Below are 15,057 nucleotides of genomic sequence, written 5' to 3' on the forward strand. Positions count from 1 at the left end.
AACCCGACGCCAGGTGACGCCAGGTGCTACAACGCGCTTAACCCGACGCCAGTTGCTTTATGCCGGGGAACCCGTCCACCGCACTGGCTCCGCAACGCACTGGCTCCTTTATGCCGGGGAACCCTTTCGCCAGTCACCTGCGCTCGTGTTACCCTCCCGCAGTGCTGGCTCACCACCGCACTGGCTCCCCTACTAACCACTAACTACTAACCACCAAAAAATGACATTTCCAGTTTATTTTTATTTGGGATCTTTGCGAATTCACCCGCATATTTTATTTGAATCTTTGGCTTATACTGTAGCGTTAATTTTGATATTGCGTAATGTCCGTAATGATTTTATTACACCAGCGCAACGAACTTTTATTATTGTGGCTGGATTGCTCGGTGCACTTGTTGGTACCAAAGTACTAGTTTTACTACAACATATTGATTTATTGTGGCAACATTCCCAGCTTTTTTTATTACTATCTCTGCAAGGAAAAACAATAGTAGGAGCGCTATTAGGTGCGGTAATTAGTGTAGAAATTACTCAAAAAATTATTGGTATCAATCGCTCTACAGGTGATGTATTTGTTTATCCACTCATTGTCGGAACAGCAATTGGACGCATTGGTTGTTTTCTTACCGGATTGAGCGATCGCACTTACGGAATTGCAACTACATTACCTTGGGGTGTGGATTTTGGTGATGGCATTCTTCGCCATCCCACCCAGTTATATGAAATTATATTTTTAATCCTCTTATTAATATTTATACGTCTTCGTAGTAACTACCAATACAAAGAAGGGGATTTATTTAAATTTTATTTAATTTTGTATTTAATCTTTAGATTTTTGATAGATTTTATAAAACCAGATTTTCGTATTTTTTTGGGGATGAGTGCAATTCAAATTGCCTGTCTATGCGCTATTGTTTATTATTGGCGCAGCATTCCTCAGATGTTACGATTAAAAGCATAAAGCATGGGACATAGTATATTTTTAGACTTTTTATCTAGCTTGCAATTGTTATTTGTTGGCTACATTCCTGCCGCAATTTTAGGGATTTTAATTGGAAGTTTGATTGGAACTCATCCAGTGGTTTATCAAATAAGTAAGCGTTTTTTACAAATCCCTTATAGTATGCCTCCTATAGCTTTGGTACCGCTTGCTTTAATATTATTTCGAGAATTAGAAGTAGCAACAAGTGTGGTTGTGTTCTCAAGTGCTATTTGGCCGTTAACTATTAAAACGGCTACAGGGATGCGAAAATCTCGCATTGAAGGTAATAGTTTTAGGATTGCAATTAATTGTATATTTGATGCTTTAAAAATAGGTGTCTGGGTAGCTTGGTTTACAGTAATTGGCATAGAAATGTTGACAGTTGGGAAAGGATTGGGTTTTTTAATTTGGAATAGTTATAGGTCTGGTAACAACACTAGCCTCATTGAAGGTATAATTTACATCGGCACCATCGGATTTCTACTCAATCAAATACTAGAGGTTACAGGAAATATTCTTTCGCGGCTCGCACCAGAGGGTAAAAAATCTGAACTTTAAAATCTTCATCTAAGCGAGTAACAACCGTGGAAATTATTCATCTCAACTCACTGACTGAATTAGATCAGCTCGTTTCTGAACGCTTTACCTTACCTGTACGCCCCTATTCAAGCGACATTAGAGCAGCCTTGGAACTAAGCGTCTGGCATTTGGAAAATTCTGAGTGGTTTCACTTTGAAGTATTTCGCTCAGAAGTTGCTCAACCAGAAGAACCCTTTTTAGCTAGCTTTGAGCAAGATGCTTGGGATTCAGGTAAAACTGCTCCAATAGCAATTTGTAAATCTGCTCTACGTTACCTGAAAAAAGTCAGAGTAATTATCACAGAACACGATTAATCTCTTTAAAAATTAATTGTTTTCAGTAACGGAGTGATTCAAAAAATATCTGCGCCCCTCGGCGCTTCCTCTGGGTTCCTCTGCGTTGCAAAAAACTACCTATTTTCACGGCACATTGTACCGTCCCTGAAAGCACCCTGTAACTTTAATTAATTAACCAACGAAATTATTCATCAGTTTGCCCGACACGACGGATATTGAGAATATCGCTCATTTTCTTAATTTGAACAAAAGTATGTTCCAATTGAGCGCGATCGCGTATTTCGATCCCCAAATCAATCAACGCCGGTTGACCAAAAGCAGTTTTTACATTAGCATGGCGAACGTTGATACCTTGATCGCTCAACCGCGACAAAATATCTTTTAACACTCCCACCCGATCCAAAGCTTCAATTTGCACGTTTACCTGATAAGTTTGAGGACGACCGTTATTTTCTGCTGCTTGATTCCAACTTACTGGTACAAGGCGATCGCACTCTACTTTTTCTACGTTATGACATCCTTGGCGATGGATAGAAATTCCCTTACCCCGCGTGACTACACCAATAATTTGTTCGCCAGGAATTGGAGTACAACACCCAGCCAAATGATACATTAATCCTTCCACTCCCACAATCGGCGAGTCACTAGAACGGGAAGTTGTTGTACTGCCATCTCGTAGTGCTGCTTTGGCTGTAGTTGGCAGGTTTGGGGGAATTTCAGGCTCATTAACCACAGGCTGTTGTGCTTTGACTATTTCTCGCCAACGGTTAAGTACCAGATTGAGCGTTACTTCTCCATAACCCAAACCAGCGAGCAAATCTTCCACAGAGTGGTAGTTACACTTTTCTGCTACCGCCTGCATTGGCTCTGACTTCAAAAAACTTTCAAAACCTGTTTTTCCAAGTTCTTTTTCTAAAATTTCTCTACCGCGAGCCACATTTTCTTCTCGGCGCGATCGCTTGTACCATTGCTTAATGCGATTTTTAGCTGCACTTGTTCTGACAAAATTTAACCAATCCAAACTAGGATGGCTATTTTTTTGAGTAATGATCTCAACTATGTCACCATTGTGTAGTCGTGTCGAAAGTGGAACCATCCTCCCGTTTACCCGCGCTCCGGCACAGTGATTTCCAACTTCTGTGTGGATGCGATAAGCAAAATCCACTGTAGTCGAACCGGGGTTCAAAGCAACTAAATCCCCCTTTGGGGTGAAGACATAAACATCATCTTCAAATAGATTATCTTTGATGCTCTCTAAATATTCCTGAGCATCCTTGAGATCGCTTTGCCATTCAAGTAACTGCCGCAACCAAGTAAACTTTTCATCTGCCGCATTTAAATGCGTAAGGTTAGAACCTCCAGTTTCTTTATACTTCCAGTGAGCGGCGATCCCGTACTCGGCGATCCGATGCATTTCCAGTGTTCGGATTTGCACTTCCAAAGGTCGTCCCCAAGGGCCAATTACTCCAGTATGCAGCGATTGATAGCGGTTGGGTTTGGGCAGACCAATATAATCTTTAAATCTACCAGGAATTGGGCGAAATACATCGTGAACTACTGCCAAAGCACGATAACATTCCTCATTAGTTTGAACAATAATCCGCAGCGCTGCCAGATCGTAAATTTCGTGAAACTCCTTATTTTGCCGCTGCATCTTTTGATAAATACTATACAGATGCTTGGGACGTCCGCTAATATCGAGACAGCGAATTCCTGCTTCTGCCAGTCGTTCTCGCAAAGTTTCGGAAACCTTCTCCAATCTCTCTTCCCGCGCCGTTCGTTTTTCCGAAACCAGCTGCTGAATTTGGCGAAAAGGCTCTGGTTCCAAATACTTAAACGCCAAATCTTCCAATTCCCATTTAAAACGCCAAATCCCCAAGCGATTGGCTAGAGGAGCAAAAATTTCCCTTGTTTCTAAAGCAGTGCGTCGGCGTTTTTCCTCTGGCATAAATTCCAAAGTCCGCATATTATGCAAGCGATCTGCCAACTTCACCACAATCACGCGGATATCCTGCGCCATTGCTAAAAACATCCGCCGAAAATTTTCCGCTTGGCTTTCTGTTTTACTTTTAAAGTTAATTTTAGAAAGCTTGGTGACTCCTTCAACCAAACATCTGACTTCTGCCCCAAAACGCTGTTCTATGTCCTCAATTGTGACATCTGTATCCTCAACTACATCATGTAAAAATCCAGCTGCTATCATAGCAGCACTGCCTCCTAAATCATGTAGCATCCCAGCAACAGCAATAGGATGACAAATGTAAGGTTCTCCTGACTTGCGGTATTGTCCTTGATGCAATTGATAGGCAAATTGAAATGCTCGGCAAATCAAATCTGTATCATAGTACTTTCGGTCTTCTTCTGTTTCACCACTGCTCGTAGATGGCGCGTACAAACAACTCTTGAGCCATTCTGGAAGAGTAATATCGGTTGGAGGGTTGACAACTGTAGTGCTCATCATAGGATCGGAACTGGAGGTGATTAGTGGTTATTAGGGGCGGGTTTAGCAGAAAAGTTGCTGTTTAATCGAGGTTTGATTACTAAAACCCACTCCTAGAGGGAATTAAACACAATTGACGACATCACTGCCAAAAGAATTTGCTGTTGATACGCAAAGCACAAAGGCGAAAAGCAGAATGATTGCTCGTAAAGTTGGTGGAAATTATCCTGTTCATACTTCAAGCATAATCATCCTGAAAATCGATTGATGATAAATCAAGCCCCAAACTATAATTTCTGGGGCAACAACATAAGGCAAAGGTTAAAATTTTTATTGTATAAGAAAGATTACTTGACATTAATAGTATCTCAATCAGCGCTGAATGTCTTTCCATCGGGATAAATATCAAACCTTCGCAACATTGTTAGAGCAATTCCGCTCTGAGATTGTAACTAAACAACTAGATGCACCTGGAATGCAGCACCACCTTGTGTCATTAAAGCAATTTTTTCAGCTACAAATTTTACCTTTGACAGAAGAAACATCACGAGAGCAATCTTATCGAACAGAAATGAGCAAGCAATTGCGGCTATTAGAAATCGATGTAATGTTTTACCAAGGAGCGCGCCAAGCTGCTACTGCTTCCGAGCGACGCAATACTATCAGCGATCGCCTGTCAACGCTTACGGAGTACTGTCAAGCCATTTTGCAACTACAAGAACCATAGATTTACTAGCGTAGTAGGAGTATCTGTTGTCAAGATTTTTTGATATTTAAGATGAAAATTAAGGTATACAATTTATACCATGATATTGCTAGTTGTGAGAGCAAAAATATTACTTATTAGATTGAAAACAATTAGTAATTTCTAGGAAAATATTTTTTCTCGATGCGTCAATTTTGAGATATCACCAATTTATACCTTTCATTAGCAAAGAATTACTGCTCTGTGGCAAGAAATATTGATGGGATTCAAACATTGGATAAACAAATATATGCCATGTAAACTTAGTACTATAAAGTAACAAATTGCTATTCTCTATCGTTTATCCTCTCAGTAATTTTCACTATCTGGTAGTTTTTTCTAGATACTGACGCACTCCCTCGCTCATTTGCGACAGGTTGGGTTCAATCTTTTTACCAAGAAAATCTTGGACTAAATGCACTACACTGCGAACGAGGAACAGAGGAACTCCCTTGATTTGCTTGGGATCGATAATAAGTTCGCCACGGCTCTCTACAATTGTAGTATCACCGTCTGCAAGGAAACGGTTCTTTCCCATACAATGGACTGCTTCGCTATAGACGTGAGTTTTAATCTGCCACTCCACAATAAACTTATCCTCGTTCCACGTATTATATTCTGTCCAGGAGAGCATATCTTCACTAATTACTGCCCTTGCTGCCACTGGAATTTCTCCACCTCCATGCCACTCATTAACACTGTGAACTAACCCATCCTCCTCACGACGAGATTTCACTTGAATAGAACGCACGTTCGGCATATATGGGATTAGTTCAACTAACTTGTCGCGATAGGTAGCATACACGAGAGAGCGTGGGAAAGGAATGCGCGAATCAGCAGAAATTAACATTGTTTGATTAATTTTGGATTAAATGCCTAATACAACCTAAATAAAACATTATTACCAAGAGTGTAACGCTCGCAACTGGTTACTCTTTTAGAACATAAAAATATCAATCAAAAAAGGATGGGTAAAATTCCCATCCCTCAAAATAATCTTCGATAGTTATGCAAATGTTCACTACAAGATTCGAGATTAGCATGGCTCTTCCTTGAGTTATCCAGCCTGACTCTCTTCGATAGGTTCAGCCCGCTTCATGCGCGATTCACCCAGTTCAGCCCTTGCCTCTGCGACAATATCTTCCCAAGTTTCACCAACTTCTGCGATCGCTCCCCTGCTCCTTTCATAGAAAAGGATTCCGCCTTTAATGATTCCCTTGGCGATCGGCTTACCAACACCAGCTAACACTGGCAAGAACACGGGGAGAAGTACGACTCCTAGAATACCTGTAACACCAAGGTTTTCCGCTACATCTCCAACATCTGGTAAAACTTTAACTCCCATAGTGTTTTTACCTCTCTTATTCTTACACCTTTATTTTATTACTGTTGAAGTCATAAATTTCACAAAATACTTTATTGAATATCGTGAAAATATATTAAATAATATTGTTTGATTAATTTTGAATTCTCAAATAATTATTAATTTTTGTTGATTAAAATATTTATCAAAACAGAATTCAGGAGCCAGGAGCCAGAATTCAGAATAAATTCTTTATTCTGAATTCGATTTAGACAGGACTTACACAACATCATGAAAAAACGAACCACATAGACGCGCAAGCGGCTTCCCGCAGGGTAGGACACCAAGGACACTAAGGAATAAGGCTTTCCCAGAACTTCTGCATAAGTCCTATTAGATAAATTTGGCATTTCTAATTTTCTATCAAAACAATTAACTTTAAATTAAAGAAATTAAATTTAATTTTTATGCTCTTGTTTTTATATTTATAAATTTTGTGAATAATATTTATTAGGTTTATCAAAATCAAAATCTACTTTAATACATCTGATTCTTTTCAGCATATACTGATTTGAGAAATGACAAATCACTTCTCAAGGGGGAATTTTTATACAGAGTATAATAGAAGCCTGTAAAAGAGAGATACATAAACAACAAGCATAATGAATATAATCTGATACATTATCTAAAAACTATAACTTTAGTGCCAATAACTAAATAAATATGAGTGACGCCTTATTTACTATCGAAAATTTGCGGGTTGCCTATCCTCATAGTAGTGACGAAAAAGCGCATTGGGCAGTTGATGATGTTTCTTTTCAACTGCAACCAGGTGAAAGAATGGGATTGGTGGGAGAGTCGGGATGTGGTAAATCAACTTTGGGAAGAGCAGCAATGCGGTTGCTACCATCATCCACCCAAATTGAGGGACAAATCACATTTCAAGGGCAATCGGTGTTTACTTTGACACCAACTCAAATGCGGAAATTTCGAGGAGAGGTAGTGGCATTGGTATTTCAAGATCCCATGACACGTCTCGATCCTTTAATGACTATAGGCAACCACTGCATCGAGACACTAAAGGCGCACTCTCCAAAATTATCAACACGGGAAGCGAAAGAAAAGGCGATCGCTACTTTGGCAAAGGTTAATATTCCTGCTAGTCGCTGGAACCAGTACCCCCATGAATTTAGTGGGGGGATGCGACAACGAGTCGCAATTGCCCTAGCTTTGTTGCTGCAACCAAAGATGATTGTTGCTGATGAACCAACCACTAGCTTAGATGTCACTGTGGCGGCACAGATTTTGCGAGAACTGACACGATTATGTGCCGAAGAAAATATGGCACTGCTACTGATTTCCCACGATTTAGCAATGGTAGCAGAATATTGCGATCGCATAGGCGTCATGTATAACGGCAAAATGGTGGAAATGGGTCAAACAGAATCTGTCTTTAAACAACCCCAGCACGAATACACGCGATTGCTCCTGCAAGCAGCTTTGCATATTCAAGCAGGAGAGGGAACGGACACGGGGAATCAAGAGGACAAGGGGAATGCAAATAAAAGTTTCTCCGCGTCTTCCTCCCAATCCCCAATCCTGCGCGTCGTAGACTTAAAACAGCACTATACAATCGAGCCTAACTTGATAGAACGTCTGTTCCAAGGGCAACCTCAGACAATTAAAGCGGTAGATGGCATTAATCTCGAACTATATCCTGGAGAAATTTTAGGATTAGTCGGGGAGTCTGGTTGCGGTAAAAGTACCTTGTCGCGGACGATTTTGCAGTTAATTCCTCCTACTGCTGGAAAAGTCGAGTTTTTAGGAAAGGAGATAACTCGCCTATCCCGGCAGGAAATGCGCAACCAAAGGCGACAAATGCAAATGGTATTTCAAGATCCTCACGCCTGCTTGAATCCAGCGATGACAGTCGGGCAAAGCATCGCAGATCCATTGTTAATTCACAAACTCGCTACTCCCGCAGAAGCAAAAAAACAGGTTTTTTGGATGCTAGAAAAAGTAGGCTTAAAACCTCCAGAAGTTTATTATCAGCGCTATGCTTCAGATTTATCTGGGGGACAACAGCAACGAGTGGCAATTGCTCGTGCTTTAATTACTCATCCGAAACTTTTAATTTGTGATGAGCCTGTGAGTATGTTAGACGCTAGCGTGCAGTCGCAAGTGTTGGATCTGATGCTGGAATTAAAAGCAGAGTTTGAATTAACCTATTTGTTTATCACTCACGATCTGTGGTTAGCGAGATTTTTGTGCGATCGCATTGCTGTGATGAACGGCGGCAAGATTGTCGAGATTGGCTCCACAAAAGAAATTTTTGCTAACCCCCAGCATCCCTATACAAAAACCTTACTCGCCGCAGCTCCCTTGTTAGCACGAGCATGACACAGAAGGCAGCAATGACTATCCGCCATGCTACCGAAACTGACTTGCCAAAAATTGTGGCAATTTACAACGCTGCAATTCCCAGCCGCATGGCAACCGCCGATTTAGAACCAGTCTCTGTAGAAAGTCGCATCGCTTGGTTTAAGGGGCGATCGCCACTCAAAAATCCACTCTGGGTAATTGAAGTAGAGGGTGTAGTAGCCGGATGGCTGAGTTTCCAATCTTTTTACGGACGTCCAGCCTATCATGCCACTGCTGAAATTAGTATTTATATTGCCCCAGGGTATCATCGCTGTGGGCTGGGAAAGCAACTGCTAACCCAAGCAATCAAACAAAGCCCAACTCTGGGTTTCAAAAACCTAGTGTGTTTCATTTTTGCCCACAACCACCCCAGTTTAAAACTGTTTGAGAAATTTGGCTTTCAGCGTTGGGGATACCTGCCCCAAGTTGCAGAACTTGATGATGTAGAACGCGACTTAGCGATTTTGGGATTGCGAATTATATAAGAAGCAGCGAGCAGTCTCTAACTATATCCTTGATGGCTTGGGGAGTAACGCCGCTCAGGTACTGGGTACTCGTGATTGGGTATTGGGTACTGGGGATCGGGGAAGTTTTTCTCCTCTGCTCACGCCACGTGCTACAACGGAGCGGAGCCGGAGACTCCGAAAGCTCCGGGGAACCTCCCGAAGTTCTGATTGCCATGCAGGTGCGGCGGAAACCGCCGCACCCTGCGGGAAGCCCTCCAGGTACTCTGCGAGAAGGGCTTCGCCCTACGGGGGTTCGCAATCGTGACGGAAACCGCCAAGACTGCGACCCCCTCACCGCCTTCGGCGTCTACAGACTTCTCTGGGCAACGCAGTGGCTCCCCTGCTTTTTCCTAGTCCCTAGTCCCTAATCCCCAGTCCCCTTTTTAATGAACCGCAGTCTGTGCCTCTTGATAAATTGTTTCTTGGAACTGAATTACATCTTTGTGCGGATCGGCATGGGCAACTTTCACCAAAATATGTTCGCCTAACTTGACAAGACGTCGGAAAGACATTGGCAACTGCAAGCCCAAATCTTCTAAGAGAATTAGTGCTAAATTGCTATCTTCCCTTAACCACATCAGCACTGTTGCTTGCCAACTTGTCTCTGGATAGCGGCGCAAATACTCTAAAGCCCAATATCTATTGGTTTGTCTTTCCACCATTGTTGCTTCTTGGGTGATAGTGCTGACAGTCAGCATCACTTCTTTGAGCTGTTCTGCTGAAAAGGGCGGAGCATCGCCTCGCAGGTGGGCTTTCAGTTGAAAGTGAGTCAGCAAGTCACTGTAGCGACGGATCGGAGAAGTCGCTTGTGTATAAGTATCCAATCCCAAACCAGCATGGCGCATCGGTGTAATGCTCATTTCACTCTTGGGCATACAGCGGCGCATCGCACAGGCACGAACAAAGCCTGCTGGCAGTTGCAGCAATTCCTCTTCTCTGGGTAATTCTGGTTGCGGTTGACCGCGAAATGGCAAAGGAATATTATGAGCTTGACCGTAACGAGCAGCAACCTCTCCGGCAACAATCATCATTTCAGCTACTAGTTGCCTGGAGGAAGAGTCATCTAAAACATATATATTAATGTCGTCATCTTTGACTTTAATCATCGCCTCCGGCATATTAATGCTGATGGCTCCTTTGGTGTACCGCCAGTTTTTGCGCTTATTTGCTAGTCTGGCGATCGCAGCAATTTCTGGTTCTGCCTGTACATCCAACTCCAGCATCTCATCTACATCTTCGTAGGTGAGGCGATAAGTAGGCTTAATTAAACTCGCATGGATGCTGTAATCTTCTACTGCACCGGATTCATTTAAAATAATACCAAAGCTGAGGGCGTTACAAACCTTACCTTGTACCAAACTCATCGGCCCGGTTGCTAAAACCTCTGGAAACATGGGGATCATGCCTGTCGGCAAATAGACTGTACTACCCCGCTTTCTTGCTTCCAGATCTAATTCGTCTTCTGGAATTAACCAACGAGTAGGATCGGCTATATGTACCCACAACCTTTCTCGCCCATCTGGGAGTAATTCCCAGCTTAAGCCATCGTCTATCTCAGTGGTACTTTCATCATCAATTGTGTATACCTTGAGATGGGTGAGATCCAAGCGATTTGTGTCTGGATCTGGTGGTGGAAATTCCAATTGCTGTTGCGCCACTTCTAATACCTTGCTGGGAAATTGAACAGGAATTGACGAACGACGCAGAAACAGGTTTTCGTGAGGACTCCACCAACCCAAGTCCACTAATAGTTGAAAGGCTCCTTGGGGAGTTGCAGAACGTCCCAACATATTCATTGTTTCCAGCACCGGTGCTGGTGGTGGATATGCACGAGCTAGAGACTCATAACTAATACCTACACGTACAATGTCAGCAAGCAGCGCTGCATATTTTTCCAAGGCTTCCAAGCGATGGCGATCGTGTCTTTGCCACTCTACTGGTACGCCCTTGAGCGCTTGCTCTACACGAGCCAAGAATTCCTGCTGTCCTTTTGCTTTGAGTGCCTCTACTTCTAACTGGTGTTTGCGTTCTGCTACCTGAGCGGCTGTTCGGGGTTCGTAAGAGTCTCCCTTTTGCTTGAAATAAATTTTGTCATCTGATAACAAGCAATGAGCAGCATAGCATTGAGGCGGTTCTGATTCCGAAAACAGCAAATTAGCCATTTCTTCTGGCGTGACTGTTTCTCCACTTTCCACCAGTAATTCCCAGGCTACTTCTAAGCTAGATGGATCTAAGTAAGGCTTTACGTCTTCCAGAAAGCTGGGAATCTGCAAAGGCTTGTAGGTTTCTTTATTAACTGTGTAGGTGATCTGTCGCGGCATTATACTGTGAGATTGCCCCCGTTCATCTATCACGAACCAACGGGTTTTACCATCTGGACGATCAACTACAGCCAGACGACGATCGCCACCAAGTCTAAATTCAACTAACGTCCCCTTCTCCACAAGCCTTGCATTTTCTTAATAGAGTTTTGAATTTTTCCGTTTTTGAGTTTTGAGTTTTGAGTACAAATCCACTCATCACTCAACACTCAATCATTCATAACTATTATTAGCCTTCTGCGTTGATGAACGGCAACAAAGCCAAAATTCGAGCGCGTTTAATCGCTAGTGTCAAATCTCGCTGTTGTTGAGCCGTGAGTCCGGTAATCCGACGCGGCAATATTTTACCGCGTTCGGTAATGAATTTACGCAATAAATCTACATCCTTGTAATCGATTGGTTCTCCTGGCTTAATCGGAGATAAACGACGACGGTAGTAACTCATGATTGCCTATTTAATTTCCTTGTGAACAGTATGTTTGTTGCAGTTAGGGCAGAACTTTTTCAGTTCTAAACGGTTGGTGGTGTTGCGACGATTTTTAGTCGAGGTATAACGTGAAACACCAGGAGAACGCTTATCTGGATTTGTACGACACTCTGTACATTCCAATGTCACTATGATCCGGACACCTTTAGCCTTAGCCATAATCTTATGAAGAATGAAGCCCGACAATTAACACAAATTGCTATTATCTCACATTTCGACGCACACTATCAACTAATCGCTTAACTTTTAGATCTAGCGAGTAGCCACGACGCGACGAAGCAATCATAGTCCTAGCATAACGATCATGCCAAGTTTGCCGTAGCTGAGTATCAGATACGGCAGCACCACAGTCAATAGCTAGGGGAAGTATTAGCAGTATAGCAGTGGGATTGCGTATGATGTTATTTAAAGCAACAGAAAGCAACAGCGCGCCCAAACCAACAATCGCTTCTCGTTTCAAAAGAGTCTGTAAATCTGGAACTCTTCCCCGTTCAACTTCTAGTACCTTCATGTCAAGAGCATAACGCCCTAGACTTTGTCCTTGATTGTTGTATACCACCACTACTCGCAACAATAGCCAAGCGATCGCAAAAACCAGTATTTGGATCACCTGAATACCAAGCCTATTACTTCCAAGTAAAGAGCTAATCACCCAAATTAAAAGGAAATCAAGACTAAAGGCTGCAATTCGTCGTCCAAATTCTACTTTGGGGTAATTTGGCGGTGGCACTCGTTCAATAGTCATAGAAAATTAGGGAAAATTAGGTGTTTGTATAAAGGCTCAAGTATGTATTTTTTTATCTATCTTTAATATTAAGAGGTTAATAGAGGGAACAGGGAACAGGGAACAGGGAATAGGGAATAGGGAATAGGGAATAGATTGCCCGGAAATAAATTTCCGGGCTATTAGCCCAAGTCCGTTAAAACGGACTGAAACATAGAATCATAGTCGGTTAAAACCGACTTAAGCTATTAGCCAGGAACTTGAGTTCCTGGCTGATTGAAGGTACTAAAGAACCAAATCAACACAGATAAAATACAGTCCTATACTTCACTATGGACATTATTAAAATCCTCCAAGAGGACTATCAAAGATTTCCGGTTAATCAAACCTATAGCATCTACGCCGAAGATGTTTATTTTCAAGATCCGCTTAACAAATTTTCGGGGATTGAGCGATATAAACAGATGATTAAATTCATCCAGACTTTCTTTTTAAACCCCAAGATGGACTTGCACGACATCCAACGAGAGGGAGACACCATTAAAACCAAGTGGACACTCAGTTGGAATACACCCCTTCCCTGGAAACCACGCATTTCTATTCCTGGCTGGAGTGAATTACGCCTCAACTCTGAAGAAATGATTGTTTCTCACACCGATTACTGGAAATGTTCCCGATTAGATGTCTTAAAACAGCATTTCTTTCCCTTAAACAGTCGATAATGTAAATAAATGTAAACTCTTCTCAGACAAGACAGAATCATTCATGCGTGTAATTTTGATGACAGGGAAAGGCGGTGTAGGTAAAACATCCGTTGCTGCCGCTACTGGACTTCGTTGTGCAGAACTAGGCTATCGTACATTAGTTTTGAGTACAGATCCCGCTCACTCCTTAGCAGATAGCTTTGATTTGGAACTGGAACATACTCCTCGACAAATTCGTCCTAACCTATGGGGTGCAGAACTAGACGCACTGCAAGAATTAGAGGGAAATTGGGGTGCTGTAAAACGTTATATTACCCAAGTGTTGCAGGCACGGGGATTAGACGGGGTACAGGCAGAAGAATTGGCAATTCTACCAGGCATGGATGAGATTTTTGGCTTGGTGAGGATGAAACGCCATTACGATGAAGGCGATTTTGATGTTTTGATTATCGACTCTGCACCCACAGGCACGGCATTGCGACTGCTGAGTTTGCCAGAAGTTAGCGGTTGGTATATGCGCCGTTTTTACAAGCCGTTTCAAAATATTTCAGTTGCACTTAGGCCTTTAGTGGAGCCTCTTTTTAAACCAATTGCTGGTTTTTCTTTGCCTGATAAAGAGGTGATGGATGCACCTTATGAGTTTTATCAACAAATTGAAGCGCTAGAAAAAGTATTAACTGACAACACACAAACTTCGGTACGTCTCGTTACCAATCCAGAAAAGATGGTAATTAAAGAATCTCTTCGTGCCCATGCTTATCTAAGTTTGTATAATGTTGCAACTGATTTAGTCATAGCTAATCGCATCATCCCCAGCGAAGTTAAAGATCCATTTTTCCAACGCTGGAAAGAAAATCAACAGCAATATCGTCAGGAAATTCATGAAAATTTTCATCCTTTACCAGTAAAGGAAATACCCTTGTTCTCGGAAGAGATGTGTGGCTTAGAGGCTTTAGAGCGTCTCAAAACAACTCTTTACCAAGACGAAGATCCTACTCAGGTTTATTACAAAGAAACCACAATTAAAGTTGTACAAGACAAAAATCAGTACAGTTTGGAATTGTACTTACCTGGCATTCCTAAAAACCAAATTCAATTGAGTAAAACAGGTGATGAGTTAAACATCACGATTGGAAACCATCGCCGAAATTTAGTCTTGCCACAAGCCTTAGCTACACTACAACCCGCAGGAGCAAAAATGGAAGAGGACTATCTGAAAATTCGCTTTGCTGAAACTGTAAAAAACTAATATTGTCAGGTGGGCATTACCCACCTCTAATATCTTTTTTTAGATAATGTTAATTGATTTACATCCTCAAAATCAAAACTTATCATAAATTGTAAGATTCCCTAAGATCCCCGACTTCTCTAAGAAGTCGGGGATCTGTGTTTTGATTTTTATTGATGTTGATTTACTTAGCAGCTAAGAAAATGATTTATATTCAGATTTTATTTTATAAATATCTTTTTTGTTACTAGAATGTTACGCTTGATAAACATATATTAAAAGTATTTACTTGAGATTTATAAATAAATTATAAAGGATGTT

16 protein-coding genes are annotated in these 15,057 nt (G+C 41.8%); 9 read left to right on the forward strand and 7 right to left on the reverse strand.

All coding sequences use genetic code 11. The features are described from left to right. The first annotated feature begins 220 nt into the window (after nt 1-220). From UYC_RS0118360 to UYC_RS0118370, 3 genes are read left to right on the forward strand one after another with little or no spacing between them, the layout of a single operon-like run. Entirely contained in the window at nt 221-961 is a 741-nt protein-coding gene (locus tag UYC_RS0118360) for a prolipoprotein diacylglyceryl transferase (protein WP_016875859.1), read from the forward strand. A 3-nt stretch (nt 962-964) separates the two neighbouring features. Next, on the forward strand, nt 965-1,540 hold the full coding sequence (locus UYC_RS0118365) for an ABC transporter permease (protein ID WP_016875858.1): 576 nt from the start codon (nt 965-967) through the stop codon (nt 1,538-1,540). Between the two features lie 26 nt (nt 1,541-1,566). Next, nucleotides 1,567-1,875, forward strand: coding sequence for a hypothetical protein (locus UYC_RS0118370; protein ID WP_016875857.1), 309 nt, complete (start codon nt 1,567-1,569; stop codon nt 1,873-1,875). 166 nt (nt 1,876-2,041) lie between these two features. Here the strand turns inward: UYC_RS0118370 and UYC_RS0118375 are convergent, their stop codons facing one another. Further along, complete coding sequence (locus tag UYC_RS0118375) at nt 2,042-4,315, reverse strand: RelA/SpoT family protein (protein WP_016875856.1); 2,274 nt, start codon at nt 4,313-4,315, stop codon at nt 2,042-2,044. Between the two features lie 364 nt (nt 4,316-4,679). On the opposite strand from UYC_RS0118375, the gene patD reads away from it, so the two are divergent. After that, complete coding sequence (gene patD / locus UYC_RS0118380) at nt 4,680-5,024, forward strand: heterocyst frequency control protein PatD (RefSeq protein WP_016875855.1); 345 nt, start codon at nt 4,680-4,682, stop codon at nt 5,022-5,024. Between the two features lie 340 nt (nt 5,025-5,364). Here the strand turns inward: patD and UYC_RS0118385 are convergent, their stop codons facing one another. Further along, nucleotides 5,365-5,892: a hypothetical protein gene (locus UYC_RS0118385; RefSeq protein WP_016875854.1), complete on the reverse strand. Its 528-nt coding sequence runs from the start codon at nt 5,890-5,892 to the stop codon at nt 5,365-5,367. A 207-nt stretch (nt 5,893-6,099) separates the two neighbouring features. After that, entirely contained in the window at nt 6,100-6,387 is a 288-nt protein-coding gene (locus UYC_RS0118390; RefSeq protein ID WP_016875853.1) for a DUF5132 domain-containing protein, read from the reverse strand. 681 nt (nt 6,388-7,068) lie between these two features. Here UYC_RS0118390 and UYC_RS0118395 point away from each other — a divergent pair. The 3 genes from UYC_RS0118395 to UYC_RS35615 all read left to right on the forward strand — a co-directional run bounded on the left by UYC_RS0118395 (nt 7,069) and on the right by UYC_RS35615 (nt 9,640). Continuing rightward, nucleotides 7,069-8,745: a dipeptide ABC transporter ATP-binding protein gene (locus tag UYC_RS0118395; RefSeq protein ID WP_016875852.1), complete on the forward strand. Its 1,677-nt coding sequence runs from the start codon at nt 7,069-7,071 to the stop codon at nt 8,743-8,745. A gap of 14 nt (nt 8,746-8,759) precedes the next feature. Next, on the forward strand, nt 8,760-9,251 hold the full coding sequence (locus tag UYC_RS0118400) for a GNAT family N-acetyltransferase (RefSeq protein ID WP_026087535.1): 492 nt from the start codon (nt 8,760-8,762) through the stop codon (nt 9,249-9,251). A 128-nt stretch (nt 9,252-9,379) separates the two neighbouring features. Continuing rightward, complete coding sequence (locus tag UYC_RS35615; RefSeq protein WP_127011394.1) at nt 9,380-9,640, forward strand: hypothetical protein; 261 nt, start codon at nt 9,380-9,382, stop codon at nt 9,638-9,640. Nucleotides 9,641-9,655: 15 nt separating this feature from the next. Here the strand turns inward: UYC_RS35615 and UYC_RS0118405 are convergent, their stop codons facing one another. The 4 genes from UYC_RS0118405 to UYC_RS0118415 all read right to left on the reverse strand — a co-directional run bounded on the left by UYC_RS0118405 (nt 9,656) and on the right by UYC_RS0118415 (nt 12,825). Beyond that, entirely contained in the window at nt 9,656-11,716 is a 2,061-nt protein-coding gene (locus UYC_RS0118405) for a ribonuclease catalytic domain-containing protein (RefSeq protein ID WP_016875850.1), read from the reverse strand. A gap of 106 nt (nt 11,717-11,822) precedes the next feature. Then, a complete protein-coding gene (gene rpsR, locus UYC_RS0118410; protein WP_016875849.1) occupies nt 11,823-12,038 on the reverse strand; it encodes a 30S ribosomal protein S18 in 216 nt (71 codons plus the stop codon). 6 nt (nt 12,039-12,044) lie between these two features. Further along, nucleotides 12,045-12,239 carry a 50S ribosomal protein L33 gene (gene rpmG, locus UYC_RS36645; RefSeq protein WP_071588451.1) on the reverse strand — a complete coding sequence of 65 codons (195 nt, stop codon included), beginning with the start codon at nt 12,237-12,239 and terminating at the stop codon, nt 12,045-12,047. Between the two features lie 43 nt (nt 12,240-12,282). After that, the gene (locus tag UYC_RS0118415) at nt 12,283-12,825 is read right to left on the reverse strand and encodes an RDD family protein (protein ID WP_016875848.1); all 543 of its coding nucleotides are present in this window, start codon (nt 12,823-12,825) and stop codon (nt 12,283-12,285) included. Nucleotides 12,826-13,136: 311 nt separating this feature from the next. Between UYC_RS0118415 and UYC_RS0118420 the strand changes: the two genes are divergently transcribed. Both UYC_RS0118420 and UYC_RS0118425 read left to right on the forward strand, forming a co-directional pair. Then, the gene (locus tag UYC_RS0118420; protein ID WP_016875847.1) at nt 13,137-13,526 is read left to right on the forward strand and encodes a C6orf136 family protein; all 390 of its coding nucleotides are present in this window, start codon (nt 13,137-13,139) and stop codon (nt 13,524-13,526) included. 43 nt (nt 13,527-13,569) lie between these two features. Continuing rightward, nucleotides 13,570-14,757 (forward strand): TRC40/GET3/ArsA family transport-energizing ATPase, encoded by a 1,188-nt coding sequence (locus UYC_RS0118425; protein WP_016875846.1) that lies wholly within the window; start codon nt 13,570-13,572, stop codon nt 14,755-14,757. The last annotated feature ends 300 nt before the right edge of the window (nt 14,758-15,057 follow it).

This window comes from Chlorogloeopsis fritschii PCC 6912, assembly GCF_000317285.1.
In the GTDB taxonomy this organism is placed as follows: Bacteria; Cyanobacteriota; Cyanobacteriia; order Cyanobacteriales; family Nostocaceae; genus Chlorogloeopsis; species Chlorogloeopsis fritschii.

Bases quoted from the DNA above. Each gene is read 5' to 3' on its own strand.
- UYC_RS0118360 (WP_016875859.1), top strand. From the start codon at position 221: ATGACATTTCCAGTTTATTTTTATTTGGGATCTTTGCGAATTCACCCG.
- UYC_RS0118365 (WP_016875858.1), top strand. From the start codon at position 965: ATGGGACATAGTATATTTTTAGACTTTTTATCTAGCTTGCAATTGTTA.
- UYC_RS0118375 (WP_016875856.1), bottom strand. From the start codon at position 4,315: ATGAGCACTACAGTTGTCAACCCTCCAACCGATATTACTCTTCCAGAA.
- patD (WP_016875855.1), top strand. From the start codon at position 4,680: ATGTCTTTCCATCGGGATAAATATCAAACCTTCGCAACATTGTTAGAG.
- UYC_RS0118385 (WP_016875854.1), bottom strand. From the start codon at position 5,892: ATGTTAATTTCTGCTGATTCGCGCATTCCTTTCCCACGCTCTCTCGTG.
- UYC_RS0118390 (WP_016875853.1), bottom strand. From the start codon at position 6,387: ATGGGAGTTAAAGTTTTACCAGATGTTGGAGATGTAGCGGAAAACCTT.
- UYC_RS0118395 (WP_016875852.1), top strand. From the start codon at position 7,069: ATGAGTGACGCCTTATTTACTATCGAAAATTTGCGGGTTGCCTATCCT.
- UYC_RS0118400 (WP_026087535.1), top strand. From the start codon at position 8,760: ATGACTATCCGCCATGCTACCGAAACTGACTTGCCAAAAATTGTGGCA.
- rpsR (WP_016875849.1), bottom strand. From the start codon at position 12,038: ATGAGTTACTACCGTCGTCGTTTATCTCCGATTAAGCCAGGAGAACCA.
- rpmG (WP_071588451.1), bottom strand. From the start codon at position 12,239: ATGGCTAAGGCTAAAGGTGTCCGGATCATAGTGACATTGGAATGTACA.
- UYC_RS0118415 (WP_016875848.1), bottom strand. From the start codon at position 12,825: ATGACTATTGAACGAGTGCCACCGCCAAATTACCCCAAAGTAGAATTT.
- UYC_RS0118420 (WP_016875847.1), top strand. From the start codon at position 13,137: ATGGACATTATTAAAATCCTCCAAGAGGACTATCAAAGATTTCCGGTT.
- UYC_RS0118425 (WP_016875846.1), top strand. From the start codon at position 13,570: ATGCGTGTAATTTTGATGACAGGGAAAGGCGGTGTAGGTAAAACATCC.